Origin of the sequence: Pasteurella pantherarum (assembly GCF_049670885.1) — a bacterium.
Classification (GTDB): domain Bacteria; phylum Pseudomonadota; class Gammaproteobacteria; order Enterobacterales; family Pasteurellaceae; genus Pasteurella.
Window position 1 is genome coordinate 2,046,990 of record NZ_CP187173.1, and the last position, 16,396, is coordinate 2,063,385.

The window sequence follows — 16,396 nt, forward strand, 5'->3', positions numbered from 1 at the left end:
GCAATTTTTTAATTTATGGGTAAGAATTTACTCTTTCTTTTTAAAAGGTGTATTTATGAGCGAAAAATATGTGGTGACGTGGGATATGTTTCAAATGCACGCACGCAAATTATCGGAGCGTTTACTTCCCGCTTCACAATGGAAAGGGATCATTGCAGTAAGCCGTGGTGGCTTATTCCCTGCCGCAGTATTAGCACGTGAGCTAAACATTCGCCATGTGGAAACTGTCTGTATTGCCAGTTATCACGATCATGTTGAGCAAGGTGAATTAAAAGTATTACATCGTGCCGAAGGCGATGGTGAAGGGTTTATCGTGGTGGATGATTTAGTCGATACAGGCAATACCGCACGTGCGATCCGTGAAATGTATCCAAAAGCAAAATTCGTGACTGTTTTCGCAAAACCAGCAGGTGCGGCATTAGTGGATGATTATGTGATTGATATTCCACAAAACACATGGATCGAACAACCTTGGGATTTAGGTTTAACCTTCGTGCCACCTTTGGCAAGAAAATAATCTGTGCCTGATTTTGATTTTCAAACATAAAAAAATGCGAGTGATTTACTCGCATTTTTTGTGATGGATGATTAGGCTTCGTTGACTAATTTTGCGTTCAACACCGCCAGCAACTGATCTTTGGCAATCATTTCTTTTTCCCCTGAGCGACGATTTTTATATTCAATTTCGCCTTTCTCAAGATTTTTCTCACCAATCACAATCATATGTGGCACACCGATCAATTCCATATCCGCAAACATCACACCTGGGCGTTCTTTACGATCATCAAAAATCACGTCCACGCCTTGTGCGGTTAAAGTGCGGTATAATTCTTCAGCAAATTGTTGCACGCTATCTGATTTGTGCATATTCATCGGCACGATTGCCACTTTGAATGGTGCAATATTGTCTGGCCAAATAATGCCACGCTCATCATGATGTTGCTCAATGGCGGCGGCAATCACACGGGTCACCCCAATGCCATAACAACCCATAATCATGGTTTGTGGGCGACCATCTTCCCCTTGTACAGTAGCATTCATCGCTGCTGAATATTTTGTTCCCAATTGGAAAATATGACCGACTTCAATACCACGTTTAATTTGTAGCACACCCTTACCATCTGGACTTGGATCCCCTTCTACCACATTACGTAAATCTGCAATTTGTGGCACGGGTAAATCACGCTCCCAGTTAATGCCAAAATAATGTTTACCGTCTTGGTTTGCCCCCGCAGAGAAGTTATCCATATTCGCAACAGTGCGATCAATCACAATCGGCATCGGTAAATTAATTGGGCCTAAAGAACCTGTGCCCGCACCGACCACCGCACGGATTTCTTCATCTGTGGCAAATTGTAATGGGCTTGCCACCATCTCCACTTTTTCCGCTTTAATTTCGTTAAGCTCGTGATCACCACGCACTAATAACGCCACCAACTTATGCCCACTTTCTTCTGTGGCATGCACAATTAAGGTTTTCACAGTTTTTTCAATAGGCTGATTAAACTGCTCCACCAATTCGGCAATGGTTTTCGCATTTGGGGTATCCACTAAACGCAATTCTTCTGTTGCCGCACCACGCTCACCGAGTGCCACCGCTTCCGCCAGTTCAATATTTGCTGCAAAATCGGACTCAGTGGAAAACACCACATCATCTTCCCCACTTTGTGCTAACACTTGGAATTCGTGAGAAGCACTACCACCAATAGATCCAGTGTCTGCTTGTACCGCACGGAAATCTAAACCTAAACGTGTGAAAATATTAGAATAAGTTTGATACATCACATCATAGGTTTTTTGCAAACATTCTGTTGAGGTATGGAAAGAGTATGCATCTTTCATCACAAACTCACGGGAACGCATCACCCCGAAACGAGGACGCACTTCATCACGGAATTTGGTTTGAATATGATATAAATTGAGCGGTAATTGTTTGTAGGATGCACATTCACGGCGAATTAAATCGGTAATCACCTCTTCATTGGTTGGCCCAATCACAAAATCCCGATCACCACGATCTTTAAAACGCAATAATTCAGGGCCATATTCTTCCCAACGCCCTGATTCTTGCCAAAGTTCAGCAGGCTGAGTGACCGCCATTTTCACTTCTAATGCTCCACTTTTATCCATTTCTTCACGGATAATCTTTTCCACTTTATTTAAGACACGAAGACCCGTCGGTAACCAAGTATAAAGCCCTGAAGCTAACGGGCGAATCATTCCTGCACGAAGCATAAGTTGATGGCTAACAATACTCGCCTCTGCTGGCGTTTCTTTTAAGGTTGAGAATAAATATTGACTTGTACGCATTGAGATACCTGTTAAATGAAAAACGGTTTATAAATCGAAAAAATTGTGGGTTAGTTTATCACTGAGTGGCGTGAGCATAAAGACTTATAAAGCGGTTTAAGGGAAATGTTCAAAACCGCCAGCACTGCACGGCTCGCGGATAAGCACTCTCAAAGAAAAAATATCATTCAGTTAAAATCTGCTCCACCAATCCATCTAAACGAGCTTTTCTTTTTTCCAATCAGGCATCACTTGGGTGAGTAAGCGATAAAAAAATCTGCACCTTAATCAATGGAGATTAAACCCAACTGTTAGGATGCAGATCCTTTTTATTCTTTAACCAACATTAGCCTTTTTTTGAGCCTTGTAGATACAGCATTTCGAGGGCTAGTGTGGCACCCGCAAGGGCGGTAATGTCGGCTTTGTCATAGGCGGGGGACACTTCCACGAGATCCATGCCGACAATATTCACATCTTTTAAAGCTCGGAGAATTTTCAGGGCTTTGTCGGTGCTTAATCCACCACACACGGGGGTGCCTGTTCCTGGTGCGTATGCGGGGTCTAAACAGTCGATATCAAAGGTTAAATACACGGGTAAATCGCCGATCACCTCTTTGATTTTCGCCACCGTTTGCTCCACGCTGTCATCATTGACTTGTGGGGCGGACAGTACGGTAAAAGGTAAATTGCGATCAAATTCGGTGCGGATACCAATTTGCACGGAATGTGCCGCATCGATTAAACCTTCTTTTGGTGCGTGATAGAACATGGTGCCGTGGTCATATTGACTGCCATTTTCGTAAGTGTCGGTATGGGCATCAAAGTGGATCATGGCTAACTTACCAAAGTGTTTGGCGTGTGCTCGCAATAAAGGCAAGGTGATAAAATGATCTCCCCCAAAGGTGAGGCAACGTTTTCCTGCCTTTAATAATGCACTTGCATGGGCTTCAAGGGCTTCGACAAAATTCTGGTTATCGCCGAATGAGTACACTAAATCACCGCAGTCGATGATATTCAGGCGTTCACGTACATCAAAATCCCAAGGGAAACGGCAATGTTCCCATGCAAGGTTGACAGAGGCACGGCGAATGGCTTCGGCACCAAAACGGGTGCCTGCTCGACCAGACACAGACGCATCAAAAGGCACGCCCGTGATGACCCATTCCGCATCGCTTTCCGTTGGGTTGAAATTGACGGGTAAACGTAAAAAACCAAAGTTATTGGATACTAATGAAATATCTTCTTTGTTGTTTAAGGTGTTATACATAATGTTTCCTATTGTTTCTCATGCGGTCAAAATATGTTTAAAATTGACCGCACTTTTTAGGTTATTCGTCTTCCAAATAGGTGTAACCGTTAAGCCCTGCTTCCAATTCATTTAAGAAATGCATGGCTTCAGAGGCAGGTAGGTTGGAATGTTCAATTTGTTCACGGTAACGATCAAGTAATTTTTTCGGATCGAGATAGACATATTCGAGCATATCTGCCACGGTGTTGCCCTCATCATAATCCACAATTTTGACTTTCTCTTGACCTTCCACAATCACATCAACCGTGCTGGTATCACCAAAGAGATTATGCATGTTACCCAAAATTTCTTGATAAGCCCCCACCATAAAGAAACCTAATAATGGCGGTTCATCTTCTTCATAATGTGGCATTGGCATGGTGCTGGTAATGCCATCGCCATCAATATAATGATCGATAGTGCCATCGGAATCGCAGGTAATATCTAATAAAACGGCACGACGGCTTACAGGTTGATCTAAATTGGAAATTGGGCAAACTGGGAATAACTGATCAATGCCCCATGCGTCAGGTAACGATTGGAACAGGGAAAAGTTGACATAGAGTTTGTCGGCAAAACGTTCTTGCAATTCATCAATAATGGTGCGGTGTGAACGGTGTTTTGCATCAAATAACTGCCCGACTTCGTGGCAAATATTCAAATAAAGCTGTTCTGCCCAAGCACGTTGTTGCAAATTCAATAAACCAACGTTGTATTGATTATGTACATCCGACAAGTCGAATTGGCTTTCGTGAATCCAGCTACGTAAGGAACGTTTTTCACGAGAAGATAAAATATCCGTCCAGGTTTCCCACATGCTGTGTAATACACTGGGTGCGTCTTTGGCAGGGGCGTCTAACACCTCGGGTTTATAACGTTCCACCCCAATGACATTGGATACCATCACCGCATGGTGAGCAGTCACGCCTCGTCCTGATTCGGTAATAATGGTCGGATGGGGCAAATTATGCTCACGGCAAGCCTGTCCAATTCCCCAAACCACGGTATCAGCGTATTCATTTAAGCCATAATTGACTGAGCAGTCAGATTGGGTGCGGTTGCCTTCATAATCCACCCCTAAGCCGCCACCTACATCAAAGCATTGAATATTGACGCCCAGTTTATGTAACTCCACATAAAAACGGGCACTTTCACGCACGCCTGTCGCCACATCTCGAATATTGCCAAGCTGCGAACCAAGATGGAAATGTAAAAGCTGTAAGCAATCTAAACAGTCGTGGGCTTTTAACATATTGACTAACATCAGCACTTGCGAAGCAGACAAACCAAATTTTGATTTTTCGCCACCCGATGATTGCCATTTGCCAGAACCTTGTGAAGCGAGACGTGCACGCACCCCTAAACGAGGTTTGACACGTAATTTTGCCGCTTCTTCTAATACCAGTTGAATCTCAGAGAGTTTTTCGATGACGAGATAGACTTTATGCCCTAACTTCTCCCCCATCAACGCAAAACGGACATATTCTCGATCTTTATAACCATTACAGACAATCACTGTTTGGGTTAAGCCTGCATGGGCTAATACCGCCATTAATTCCGCTTTTGAACCCGCTTCTAAGCCCAATACTTGATCGGAATTAATTAGGGATTCAATCACTCGACGATGTTGATTCACTTTAATCGGATACACGAGAAAATAATTGCCTTCATAGCCAAAGTTTTCTCGGGCACGTTTAAATGCTTGATTAATGGAACTCAAACGATGTTGAATAATTTGTGGGAAACAAAACAAGGTAGGCAAATGTGCCCCTTTCTCTTGCTGTGCTTTCTGTGCCAGTTTCGCTAACGAAACACGATTTTGTGGTTTATCAGGATCAGGGCAGACAAAAATATCGCCATTCTCATCTACGTTATAATAACGCATCCCCCAGTAATTGATGTTACAGACTTCTCTTACGGTATTTTCTGGAAACATCTGAGAAGTACTCTCTTGCGAGTCTAAAGTAACCTGTTCCAATGTCTTAGTTTACCTCTTAAAACGGGCCAAAATTCCGACGTTTATACGCCATGCTTGTTGTTTTCTGACATCATGTCATGCAAAAAAACGTTGCCAAGAATAAAGCAAAACAGGTTAAATAACTAGCTTTTTTCGCCTCAAAGCGGTAAAAAACTCGGTATAAAAAAAGGCGGAACGATATGATCGTCCGCCTTAGGTTATCTCATTCAAAATTAACGATATTTATCAAGAAAACGATAATAATTTGTGCCGATAAATAATGCGGCTTTTTGCAGCAATTTGCCACCAGGCACCGTTGGAACTTTTAATTTTTCAAACACCCGTAAGCGTTCATCATTGCCCAAAATGGCTTCGGCGATGATACGCCCCGCTAATCCTGTCAACGCAACCCCATGCCCTGAATACCCCTGAGCAAAATAAATGTTAGGGGCAATACGCCCAAAATGCGGATTGGCGTTTAAGGTCATATCAATAGGTCCACCCCATCCGTAGTCAATTTTGACGTCTTCCAACTGCGGAAAGACATGTAGCATATTACAACGCATAACCGTATGCATATCTAAATTAGGGCTGGCATCACTGCCAAATAATAAACGGTTATCTGCACTTAAACGGTAATAATCCAGAAAATAATTGTTATCACACACCGACATGCGGTTACGAATCAAACTGTCTGCCAGTTCATCACTTAATGGCTCTGTGGCAATAATAAAACTTTCCACAGGCAAAATTTTTCGGGCAATACCATGATGAATATTTTTCGGCGAGGCACTGATATAGGCATTAGTGGCTAACACCACATCTTTGGCTAACACCGAGCTTTGATCGGTTTTGACTTTCACTGTCGATTTGCCCATTCGCAAATCCAACACGGGGGATTGTTCATAAATTTCCACCCCTAAGTCTAAACAGGCTTTGGCAAGGCCTAAACAATAATTGAGAGGGTGTAAATGCCCTGAGTTAGGATCAAATAAAGCACCTTGATAAATCTGGCTGCCTAAATTTTTTTCCAATGTGGCTTTATCCCACAATTGCATCGCTTGATAACCAAAATACTCACGACAATCTTTTTCAATTGCCACCAGATCGTCCAAACGGCGATGATTTAAAGCCAATGTGGCATAACCCCGTCGCCAATCACATTGAATGCCATATTTGGCAATGCGTTCTTCAATAATATCTAAGGCTTCCAGTGACATTTGCCACAGTTTATTTGCCGTTTCAAAGCCCACGGCATCAATATAATCACCAATATCTTCTTCAAAGCCATTAATTGCCTGTCCACCATTACGACCAGACGCCCCAAACCCCACACGCGCACCTTCTAAGACAATGACTTTTTTGCCTTGCTCAGCCAATTCCAGTGCAGCAGATAAACCAAAAAAACCAGCACCAATGATACAAACATCAGCCGATTGACGATGGGTTAAGGGAGGTAAAGTGAAATGAATATTACGTGTTTCTGAATAATATGATTTGACATGTTCTTGATGAGAAAATTTCAGCATAAAATGGCTCTCTCTTGAAAACTGCGGGCAGTTTACTCCTACTAGAAAATATGTCAATTTAATTCAATCGCTTTATAAAGTTTGCTATACTCAACGCCGTCTTTTTAGACGTAACCTCCAACATGGATTAGCACGTAAAATCCATCTATTTTTAACCGCACTTTATCGTCTTATGACGTTGAGGACTAAGAATTGAAAAAACTGTTTACCCGTGTGATCAAATCCCTTGCCTTCACCTCCCTGATTTTCATGACACAGTCAGCGTTGGCGTCCAAAAAACTGTATGTTTATAACTGGACGGATTATATCCCGACAAACGTCATTGCAGACTTTACCAAAGAAACAGGAATTGAAGTCATCTATTCCACTTTTGAAAGCAATGAGGAAATGTATGCAAAATTAAAATTACTTTCCCAAAATAACGGTTATGACCTCGTTTTTCCATCAAGCTATTACATCAACAAAATGGTGAAAGATGGCATGTTACAGCCATTAGATCATCATAAATTAAGCAATTTTCATCAAATTCCACGCCATTTATTAAATAAAGAATTTGATCCGAACAACCAATACTCTCTCCCTTATATTTATGGTCTAACAGGAATTGGCATTAATGCCGAGGAAATCGATCCAAAGCAAGTGACCAGTTGGGCAGATTTATGGAAGCCTGAATATAAAGGCAAAGTGCTATTAACCAGTGATGCCCGTGAAGTTTTCCACATTGCGTTATTACTGAATGGAAAATCACCAAACACCACTCAAGAAAATGAAATTGAAGAGGCTTACAACCGTTTAGTGAAATTAATGCCAAACGTGTTAGTGTTTAACTCGGATTCACCAGAAGTGCCTTATGTACAGGGTGAAGTGTCTCTTGGCATGATCTGGAATGGATCGGCATATCTTGCGAATAAAGAAAATGCCAATATCCAATTTATCTATCCGAAAGAAGGTGCCATTTTCTGGATGGATAACTACGCCATTCCCAAAAATGCCAAAAACGTTGAAGGAGCGTATAAATTTATTGATTTCCTCCTCCGCCCAGAAAATGCCAAAGTCGTGATTGAACGCATGGGCTTCTCCATGCCAAATGAAGGCGTGAAAAGCTTATTATCTCCAGAAGTCGTGAATAATCCTGTTTTATTCCCACCTGCTGAAGAAGTTGAGAAAGGCATTATGCAAGGCGATGTGGGCGATGCCGTCGATATTTACGAAAAATATTGGAACAAACTCAAAACCAACTAATTGCAATCTGTATTAATTGCAATCTGCCAAAATAAAAAGTGCGGTCAAAAATCTAAAAATTTTGACCGCACTTTTTTATGAATCGCTCACCTTACAGATGATACTTTTGGCGATACGCCACTAAATCTTCAATCGTCACCACAGGGAAATTGAATTGTTGAGCAAAGGCAACAATTTCAGGGGCACGTGCCATAGAGCCATCATCATTCGTGATTTCACAAATCACGCCAGCTTCTTTATACCCTGCTAAACGGGCTAAATCCACCGCTGCTTCGGTATGACCACGGCGTTTTAACACACCACCAGCCACTGCCCTTAACGGGAAAATATGCCCAGGACGACTTAAATCACTCGGTTGAGCATGATCCGCAATGGCTGCACGAATGGTCGTTACACGATCGGTTGCTGAAACACCTGTTGCCACCCCTTTTGCCGCTTCAATCGTCACCGTAAACGCCGTTTTGTTCACGCTGGTATTTTCTGCAACCATCGGAGGTAAATCGAGCTTTTTACAGGTGTCATCGGTTAAGCACAAACACACAATCCCACTACCATAACGAATAAGCATCGCCATCTGTTCAACGGTGATGGTTTCTGCGGGGAAAATCAGATCGCCTTCATTTTCACGATCTTCATCATCTAAGACTAAAACACCCTGGCCTTGTTTAAACGCATGAATAGCGGCAATCACACGTTCTTCCGCATTGCCAAAAGGAGATAAAATAGACTGATTCATAGTAAATTCCTTGAAATATAATGATATTTAGATACCAGAATCAGGGCGGATGAGAAAAATTATGTGGCTAAGAAAATCTTAAACAAATAAAAAATACAGGTTTTGAACACAAAACCTGCTTATTCTCTTTCATCCAGACTATCACTGTCGGCTTTGGAATTTCACCAAATCTGCTGACTTTGCTACCGTTACCGTAACAAACGCTCGTGGGCTCATGCAATACAATTACCACCGGTAGGGAGTTTCACCCTGCCCTGAGAATGCGGGCGTAGTATAACGCAAAGTTAATCTTGAAAAAATGTTTTTATTTGTAGCAAGATTGCATACAATAGATTCACTTTAATAAAATGTGAGGTCAGTATGCTAAATCCTAAAAAAATAGAGCAAATTATACAACAAATTCAAGATTCACTACCGCAAGGTTTAAAAGATTTAGGGCAAGATGCTGAAGCAAAATTGAAACAGACACTTCAAGCCCAGCTCGCGAAGCTTGATGTTGTTACCCGTGAAGAGTTCGATGTGCAAACACAAGTTCTCATGCGAACTCGTGAAAAATTAGTGGAATTAGAAAAGCGTGTGGATACGCTACTTGAGCAACAAAAAGATGCATAAAATTGACCGCACTTTTCTCTGAAGTGCGGTCATTTTACACTTGCGATATGAAAAAGGAGTACATTATGTCCGACTTTGCCTATTTACAACAGAAACGTAAACAATTGAATTTAAAAGTGAATGATCTTTGCGAACAAGCCAATATCACTCGTGCCTACTTTAACCAATTGGTGAGTGGAAAAATCAAAAACCCCAGTGCAACAAAACTGAGTGCATTACATAAAGTGTTGCAAATCACTGAACCTAATAATAAAAAAGTGGGGGTGATTTTCGGCAAGTTTTATCCTGTTCACACAGGTCATATTAATATGATCTATGAAGCATTTAGTAAAGTCGATGAAATCCACATCATCGTATGTAGTGATACAGAACGTGATCTAAAACTCTTCTATGATAGCAAAATGAAGCGTATGCCAACCGTGCAAGATCGCTTACGTTGGATGCAACAAATTTTCAAGTATCAAAAAGATAAAATCTTTATCCATCACTTAGTGGAAGATGGTATTCCTAGCTATCCCCATGGCTGGGAAACTTGGAGTACGCACGTCAAAAATTTATTCAAAGAAAAGAATGTCAATCCAAGTGTCGTCTTTAGTAGTGAAATTCAAGATAAAGGCCCTTATGAAAAATACCTCGGTTTAGAAGTCGTCTTAGTGGATCCTGAACGTCGATTCGTGAATATTTCTGCGACCAAAATCCGCAACAATCCTTTCCATTATTGGAAATTTATTCCAAAAGAAGTCCGCCCATTCTTTGCCAAAACCATTGCCATTTTAGGTGGGGAAAGCAGTGGGAAAACGGTATTGGTCAATAAATTAGCCACCGTCTTCAATACCACCTCTGCTTGGGAATACGGACGAGAGTTTGTCTTTGATCAACTCGGTGGTGCTGAACAAGCACTGCAATATTCTGATTATCCGCAAATTGCATTAGGTCACCAACGCTATATTGACTATGCTGTACGTCATGCACATAAAATTGCAATCATTGATACCGATTTTATTACAACCCAAGCTTTCTGTATTCAATATGAAGGAAAAGCACATCCGTTTTTGGATTCCATGATCAAGGAATATCCTTTTGATGTGACCATTCTCTTAAATAACAACACCAAATGGGTTGATGATGGTTTACGTAGTTTAGGTAGCCAGAAACAGCGTCAACGTTTCCAATTATTACTGAAAAAATTACTTGATAAGTACAATATCCCTTATATTGAGATTGAATCACCAAGTTATTTAGAACGGTATAATCAAGTGAAAGACATCGTTGAAAAAATCTTAAACGAAGAAGAGTTGCCGAATCTCAATAATGAACCGCATTCCGCATCAATTTTTGAGGAAGAAGAATGATTTTATTTGCAGGTGACCCACATGGAAGTTTCGAGCACCTTTATCCTTTTATCCAAAACGATCCAGATATTGCCTTAATCATTTTAGGCGATTTACAACTCACAACAGCAAGCGAATTAGAAAAGCTCGCAAAATATTGTGATCTCTGGTTCATTCATGGCAATCATGACAGTAAAACCGTTGATGCCTTTGAATCTATTTGGGAAAGCGAATGGCAGTCTCGAAATTTACATGGCAAAGTCACTGAAATCCAAGGCAAAAAAATTGCAGGCTTAGGGGGCGTGTTTCGTGGACAAATTTGGATGCCACCAAATAAGCCTCTATTTTTTGACCCAATTCACTATTGCCAATATTGTTCACAAGAAAAAATATGGCGAGGCGGCGTACCATTGCGTCATCGCACATCCATTTTTCCTTCCGATATTGAAGCATTAGAACAACAACATGCAGATATTTTAGTCTGCCATGAAGCACCAAAGCCACATCCCTCTGGTTTTGCCGTAATTAATGACTTAGCAGAAAAAATGCACGTCCAGCATATTTTCCATGGGCATCACCATGAGAATTTTGAATATGATCACATCGTGCAAGATCAAAACATGAAAATCACCAATGTTGGCTTTCGGAGTTTGTGCAATATTGAAGGAGAATATCTCTTACTCGGCATAGATGATCGGTAGCACAAGATCCATCCTTCCGTAAAAACTTTTAAAAAACAGACCGCACTTTCTTCTTTTATAATGAAAGAGAAAAGTGCGGTTTATTTTCAGCATTTTTCGAGAGCTAAACAAAATCATGAGTCATGACAAATTATAGGGTTCCATTCAGCTATTCACTCAAAAAGAAAACCCACTGATAATTATCAGTGGGTTTTATCTCGAATATAAGTTAAAAAAATCTAACTTAATCTAAATTATTATTCTGCAGCTGCTTCTTCAGTTGCAACTTCTGGGCGATCAACTAACTCAATGTAAGCCATTGGTGCATTATCGCCAGCACGGAAACCACATTTTAAAATACGGGTGTAACCACCTGCACGTTGAGCAAAACGTGGACCTAATTCATTAAATAATTTAGCAACAGTTTCAATGTTGCGAGTACGAGCGAAAGCTAAACGGCGATTTGCAACGCTGTCTACTTTTGCTAATGTAATTAACGGTTCAACTACACGACGTAATTCTTTAGCTTTTGGCAATGTAGTCTTGATAATCTCGTGACTAACTAAAGAGCTTGCCATATTACGGAACATCGCTTGGCGATGGCTGCTATTACGGTTTAGTTGACGACCACTCTTACGATGGCGCATGACCTTATCCTTCTCAGAAAAATCTTTAACCTATGACCAAACTAGTCTTCAGCAATACTTGCTGGTGGCCAATTCTCAAGGCGCATACCTAGTGATAAGCCGCGTGAAGCAAGAACGTCCTTAATTTCAGTAAGCGATTTCTTACCAAGATTAGGTGTTTTTAATAACTCAACTTCAGTACGCTGTACTAAATCACCGATATAGTGAATTGTTTCTGCTTTCAAACAGTTAGCAGAACGAACTGTCAACTCTAAGTCATCAACAGGACGCAACAGAATCGGATCGAATTCTGGTTTTTCTTCCTTAACTTCTGGTTGACGAACATCACGCAAATCAACGAATGCATCAAGTTGCTCTGCTAAAATTGTTGCTGCACGACGAATTGCTTCCTCTGGATCAATAGTGCCGTTAGTTTCCAATTCAATCACTAACTTATCTAAGTCAGTACGTTGTTCAACACGTGCTGCCTCAACATTGTAAGCAATACGGTCTACTGGGCTGTAACAAGCATCTACTAATAGACGACCAATTGGTCTTTCTTCATCTTGAGCGTGCACACGAGCAGAAGCTGGTACATAACCTCTACCACGTTGAACACGAATACGCATATTGATAGATGTGCTTTCATCTGTCAAGTGGCAGATTACATGCTCAGGATTTACGATTTCAACATCTCCATCATGGGTGATGTCAGCTGCAACAACAGGGCCAATTCCAGATTTGTTTAGTGTCAGAAATACATCATCTTTATTCTGAACTTTAACCGCTAGGCCTTTTAAGTTTAGAAGCACTTCAAGAATATCTTCTTTAACACCTTCTTTACTACTATATTCGTGCAATACGCCATCAATTTCTACTTCAGTTACAGCACAACCTGGCATTGAAGATAGAAGAATACGACGCAATGCATTACCTAAAGTGTGGCCGAAACCACGCTCTAACGGTTCTAAGATCACTTTAGCATGAGTTGAGCTAATTTGCTCAATATCAACTAAGCGTGGCTTTAAAAATTCTGTAACAGAACCCTGCATTTTATCCTCTCTTTGCTTCTAAGCTTTAACTATTATTTAGAATAAAGCTCAACGATCAGATGTTCGTTAATGTCTGCTGATAAATCAGAACGTTCAGGAACACGTTTGAACACACCTTCCATTTTAGCAGCATCAACTTCTAACCAAGTTGGTTTTTCTCTTTGTTCTGCTAATTCTAATGACGCTTTGATACGTGCTTGTTTTTTAGATTTCTCACGAACAGCAACAACATCATTAACTGACACTTGGAATGATGGGATATTAACAACACGACCATTTACAACAATCGCTTTGTGACTCACCAATTGGCGAGCTTCAGCACGAGTTGCAGCAAAGCCCATGCGATAAACAACGTTATCCAATCTACCTTCCAATAATACTAGTAAATTTTCACCAGTATTACCTTTTAAGCGGTTTGCTTCTTTATAATAATTACGGAATTGACGTTCTAAGATACCGTAAATACGACGAACTTTTTGTTTTTCACGTAATTGACTACCATAATCAGATAAACGTGGTTTACGAGCACCATGTTGACCTGGGGCAGTATCAATTTTACATTTTGATTCAATCGCGCGCACACCTGACTTAAGGAATAAGTCAGTGCCTTCACGACGGCTTAGCTTGAGCTTAGGACCCAAATATCTTGCCATTTTCTTTCTCCAACTATCCTATGACGCCATTAAACACGACGTTTTTTCGGTGGACGACAACCGTTATGAGGAATCGGAGTCACATCAGTAATATTCGTAATACGGAAACCCGCTGCGTTTAACGCACGAATAGTAGACTCACGACCAGGACCAGGTCCTTTTACCATAACTTCCAAGTTCTTTAAGCCGAACTCTTTTACAACTTCAGCACAACGTTCTGCAGCAACTTGTGCGGCAAACGGGGTAGATTTACGAGAACCACGGAAACCTGAACCACCTGCAGTTGCCCATGCTAGAGCATTACCTTGACGGTCAGTAATGGTAACGATTGTATTATTGAAAGATGCGTGGATATGAGCTACGCCATCTACAACTTGTTTTTTTACACGTTTACGTGCACGAACTGGTGTTTTAGCCATTTTACCTTACCCCGACTTATTTCTTGATCGGCTTACGAGGACCCTTACGGGTACGCGCATTAGTTTTAGTACGTTGACCACGTACCGGTAAACCACGACGATGACGCAAACCACGATAACAACCTAAGTCTAATAGACGTTTGATGTTTAGTGTTACTTCACGACGTAAGTCACCTTCAACGGTAAATTTACCAACTTCGTCACGCAGTTTATCAATCTGCTCTTCAGACAATTCGCTGATCTTAACATTTTCGGTAATACCTGTTGCTGCACAAATTTCTTTTGCACGAGTTTTACCGATACCATAAATTGCAGTTAAAGCGATTACAGTGTGTTTATGATCAGGAATGTTAATGCCTGCAATACGGGCCACTATGCACTCCTATTATTTTAACTAATTTGACACTTTGATCTTGAAAAGCCCGTTTTCAGGATACTCAAACAAAGTGTCAAGGACATAAATGAGTCGAGCAGTATAACTGCTCAACTGGTTCTTTGCAAGAAAAATATCAATTAACCTTGACGTTGCTTATGTTTAGGGTCGCTACAAAGTACACGAACGACACCTTCACGTTTAACAATTTTACAGTTACGACATAATTTCTTAACGGAAGCACGAACTTTCATTGCTTATCCCTTTTATTTAATGGGCAATTACTGCCCGAAACCTTTAAGGTTTGCTTTCTTCAACGCAGATTCATATTTCGTCGACATCAAATGACTCTGAACCTGAGCGATGAAATCCATGATGACTACGACAACAATCAAAAGAGATGTACCGCCAAAGTAGAACTGCACATTCCATGCTGATGTCATAATGTAAGGAACCAAACATACAAACGTAATATATAAACCACCAATTAATGTTAGGCGAGTCATAATTTTATCAATATAACGTGATGTTTGTTCACCTGGTCTAATTCCTGGTATAAATGCACCAGATTTTTTCAAATTATCCGCTGTATCACGAGGATTGTATTGCATTGCGGTATAGAAAAAACTAAAGAAAATGATTGCTATTGCATAAACAAGCAAATAGAGAGGTTGACCTGGATGTAATAACATCGATAAATCTGTTAACCAATCTAAACTAGAACCTTCACCAAGCCATTGTGCTAATGTCGCAGGGAATAGAATGATACTTGAAGCAAAGATTGCTGGAATTACACCCGCCATATTTACTTTTAATGGTAAATGAGTGGAATGACCACCTAAAATTTGACGACCTTGTTGACGCTTAGCATATTCCACTTTAATTCTTCTTTGTCCTCTTTCAACAAAGACAACAAAGTATGTTACTGCAAAAACAATAACTGCGATCAATAAGAGAACTAATAGATGCATTTGCCCTTGACGAGCTTGCTCAATAGTTTGACCAATTGCAGATGGTAAACCCGCAACAATACCTGCAAAGATAATTAAAGAGATACCATTACCAATACCACGCTCAGTAATCTGTTCACCTAACCACATTAAGAACATCGTTCCAGTAACAAGGCTGATTACAGCAGTTACATAGAACCAAAAATCTAAATTAGGTACAAGACCCGGTAGCATATTTGGCAATCCTGTAGAAATACCCACCGCCTGTAAAGTTGCAAGTACTAACGTTGAATAACGTGTATATTTACTAATTTTACGACGACCAGACTCACCTTCTTTCTTTAATTCTGCAAGTGCAGGGTGAACCGTTGTTAATAATTGGATGATAATCGATGCCGAAATATAAGGCATGATACCTAACGCAAAAATAGACGCTCGGCTCAATGCACCACCAGAGAACATGTTAAACATATCAATGATGGTGCCTTTTTGTTGTTCAATTAATTGAGCTAATACGGCTGCGTCAATACCAGGAACCGGAATGAAAGAACCAATACGGAACACAATAAGTGCGACTAATACAAATAATAATCTGCTTTTCAGTTCACCTGTACCGCTTTGAGTACTTCTACTTTGATAACCTGGTTGCTTAGCCATTT

17 protein-coding genes and 1 riboswitch are annotated in these 16,396 nt (G+C 40.7%); of the genes, 5 read left to right on the forward strand and 12 right to left on the reverse strand.

Annotated elements, in window-relative coordinates:
* Nucleotides 1–55 precede the first annotated feature (55 nt).
* On the forward strand, nt 56–517 hold the full coding sequence (gene gpt / locus ACPEEM_RS09605; protein WP_424401913.1) for a xanthine phosphoribosyltransferase: 462 nt from the start codon (nt 56–58) through the stop codon (nt 515–517).
* 71 nt (nt 518–588) lie between these two features.
* On the opposite strand, the gene proS is transcribed toward gpt, so the two are convergent.
* The 4 genes from proS to ACPEEM_RS09625 all read right to left on the reverse strand — a co-directional run bounded on the left by proS (nt 589) and on the right by ACPEEM_RS09625 (nt 7,063).
* Nucleotides 589–2,310 (reverse strand): proline--tRNA ligase, encoded by a 1,722-nt coding sequence (gene proS, locus ACPEEM_RS09610; RefSeq protein ID WP_424406857.1) that lies wholly within the window; start codon nt 2,308–2,310, stop codon nt 589–591.
* A gap of 325 nt (nt 2,311–2,635) precedes the next feature.
* The gene (speB, locus tag ACPEEM_RS09615) at nt 2,636–3,556 is read right to left on the reverse strand and encodes an agmatinase (protein ID WP_424401915.1); all 921 of its coding nucleotides are present in this window, start codon (nt 3,554–3,556) and stop codon (nt 2,636–2,638) included.
* Between the two features lie 61 nt (nt 3,557–3,617).
* Nucleotides 3,618–5,555 carry a biosynthetic arginine decarboxylase gene (gene speA / locus ACPEEM_RS09620; RefSeq protein ID WP_424401916.1) on the reverse strand — a complete coding sequence of 646 codons (1,938 nt, stop codon included), beginning with the start codon at nt 5,553–5,555 and terminating at the stop codon, nt 3,618–3,620.
* Nucleotides 5,556–5,767: 212 nt separating this feature from the next.
* Entirely contained in the window at nt 5,768–7,063 is a 1,296-nt protein-coding gene (locus tag ACPEEM_RS09625) for an NAD(P)/FAD-dependent oxidoreductase (protein ID WP_424406859.1), read from the reverse strand.
* Nucleotides 7,064–7,264: 201 nt separating this feature from the next.
* Between ACPEEM_RS09625 and ACPEEM_RS09630 the strand changes: the two genes are divergently transcribed.
* Nucleotides 7,265–8,305, forward strand: coding sequence for an extracellular solute-binding protein (locus tag ACPEEM_RS09630; protein ID WP_424404107.1), 1,041 nt, complete (start codon nt 7,265–7,267; stop codon nt 8,303–8,305).
* Nucleotides 8,306–8,396: 91 nt separating this feature from the next.
* Here the strand turns inward: ACPEEM_RS09630 and ribB are convergent, their stop codons facing one another.
* Entirely contained in the window at nt 8,397–9,041 is a 645-nt protein-coding gene (ribB, locus tag ACPEEM_RS09635) for a 3,4-dihydroxy-2-butanone-4-phosphate synthase (RefSeq protein WP_424401918.1), read from the reverse strand.
* A gap of 117 nt (nt 9,042–9,158) precedes the next feature.
* A riboswitch (FMN riboswitch) is annotated at nt 9,159–9,307 on the reverse strand.
* 94 nt (nt 9,308–9,401) lie between these two features.
* Here ribB and ubiK point away from each other — a divergent pair.
* The 3 genes from ubiK (at nt 9,402) to ACPEEM_RS09650 (ending at nt 11,685) form a co-directional block, all read left to right on the forward strand.
* Nucleotides 9,402–9,653, forward strand: coding sequence for a ubiquinone biosynthesis accessory factor UbiK (ubiK, locus tag ACPEEM_RS09640; protein ID WP_424401919.1), 252 nt, complete (start codon nt 9,402–9,404; stop codon nt 9,651–9,653).
* Between the two features lie 65 nt (nt 9,654–9,718).
* Nucleotides 9,719–11,005: a multifunctional transcriptional regulator/nicotinamide-nucleotide adenylyltransferase/ribosylnicotinamide kinase NadR gene (gene nadR / locus ACPEEM_RS09645; RefSeq protein WP_424401920.1), complete on the forward strand. Its 1,287-nt coding sequence runs from the start codon at nt 9,719–9,721 to the stop codon at nt 11,003–11,005.
* Nucleotides 11,002–11,685 (forward strand): metallophosphoesterase family protein, encoded by a 684-nt coding sequence (locus ACPEEM_RS09650; RefSeq protein ID WP_424401921.1) that lies wholly within the window; start codon nt 11,002–11,004, stop codon nt 11,683–11,685. Before nadR ends, ACPEEM_RS09650 begins: the two co-directional genes overlap by 4 nt.
* 236 nt (nt 11,686–11,921) lie before the next feature.
* On the opposite strand, the gene rplQ is transcribed toward ACPEEM_RS09650, so the two are convergent.
* The 7 genes from rplQ to secY all read right to left on the reverse strand — a co-directional run bounded on the left by rplQ (nt 11,922) and on the right by secY (nt 16,394).
* Entirely contained in the window at nt 11,922–12,311 is a 390-nt protein-coding gene (gene rplQ, locus ACPEEM_RS09655; protein ID WP_032855573.1) for a 50S ribosomal protein L17, read from the reverse strand.
* Nucleotides 12,312–12,352: 41 nt separating this feature from the next.
* A complete protein-coding gene (locus tag ACPEEM_RS09660) occupies nt 12,353–13,342 on the reverse strand; it encodes a DNA-directed RNA polymerase subunit alpha (protein ID WP_424401922.1) in 990 nt (329 codons plus the stop codon).
* 32 nt (nt 13,343–13,374) lie between these two features.
* Complete coding sequence (gene rpsD, locus ACPEEM_RS09665; RefSeq protein ID WP_005717911.1) at nt 13,375–13,995, reverse strand: 30S ribosomal protein S4; 621 nt, start codon at nt 13,993–13,995, stop codon at nt 13,375–13,377.
* A gap of 29 nt (nt 13,996–14,024) precedes the next feature.
* Nucleotides 14,025–14,414, reverse strand: coding sequence for a 30S ribosomal protein S11 (rpsK, locus tag ACPEEM_RS09670; protein WP_005701868.1), 390 nt, complete (start codon nt 14,412–14,414; stop codon nt 14,025–14,027).
* 16 nt (nt 14,415–14,430) lie between these two features.
* The gene (gene rpsM / locus ACPEEM_RS09675; protein WP_424401923.1) at nt 14,431–14,787 is read right to left on the reverse strand and encodes a 30S ribosomal protein S13; all 357 of its coding nucleotides are present in this window, start codon (nt 14,785–14,787) and stop codon (nt 14,431–14,433) included.
* 140 nt (nt 14,788–14,927) lie between these two features.
* Nucleotides 14,928–15,041, reverse strand: a complete 114-nt coding sequence (gene rpmJ, locus ACPEEM_RS09680; RefSeq protein ID WP_005548767.1) for a 50S ribosomal protein L36 — start codon at nt 15,039–15,041, stop codon at nt 14,928–14,930.
* A 27-nt stretch (nt 15,042–15,068) separates the two neighbouring features.
* Nucleotides 15,069–16,394 (reverse strand): preprotein translocase subunit SecY, encoded by a 1,326-nt coding sequence (secY, locus tag ACPEEM_RS09685; protein WP_424401924.1) that lies wholly within the window; start codon nt 16,392–16,394, stop codon nt 15,069–15,071.
* Nucleotides 16,395–16,396: the final 2 nt, after the last annotated feature.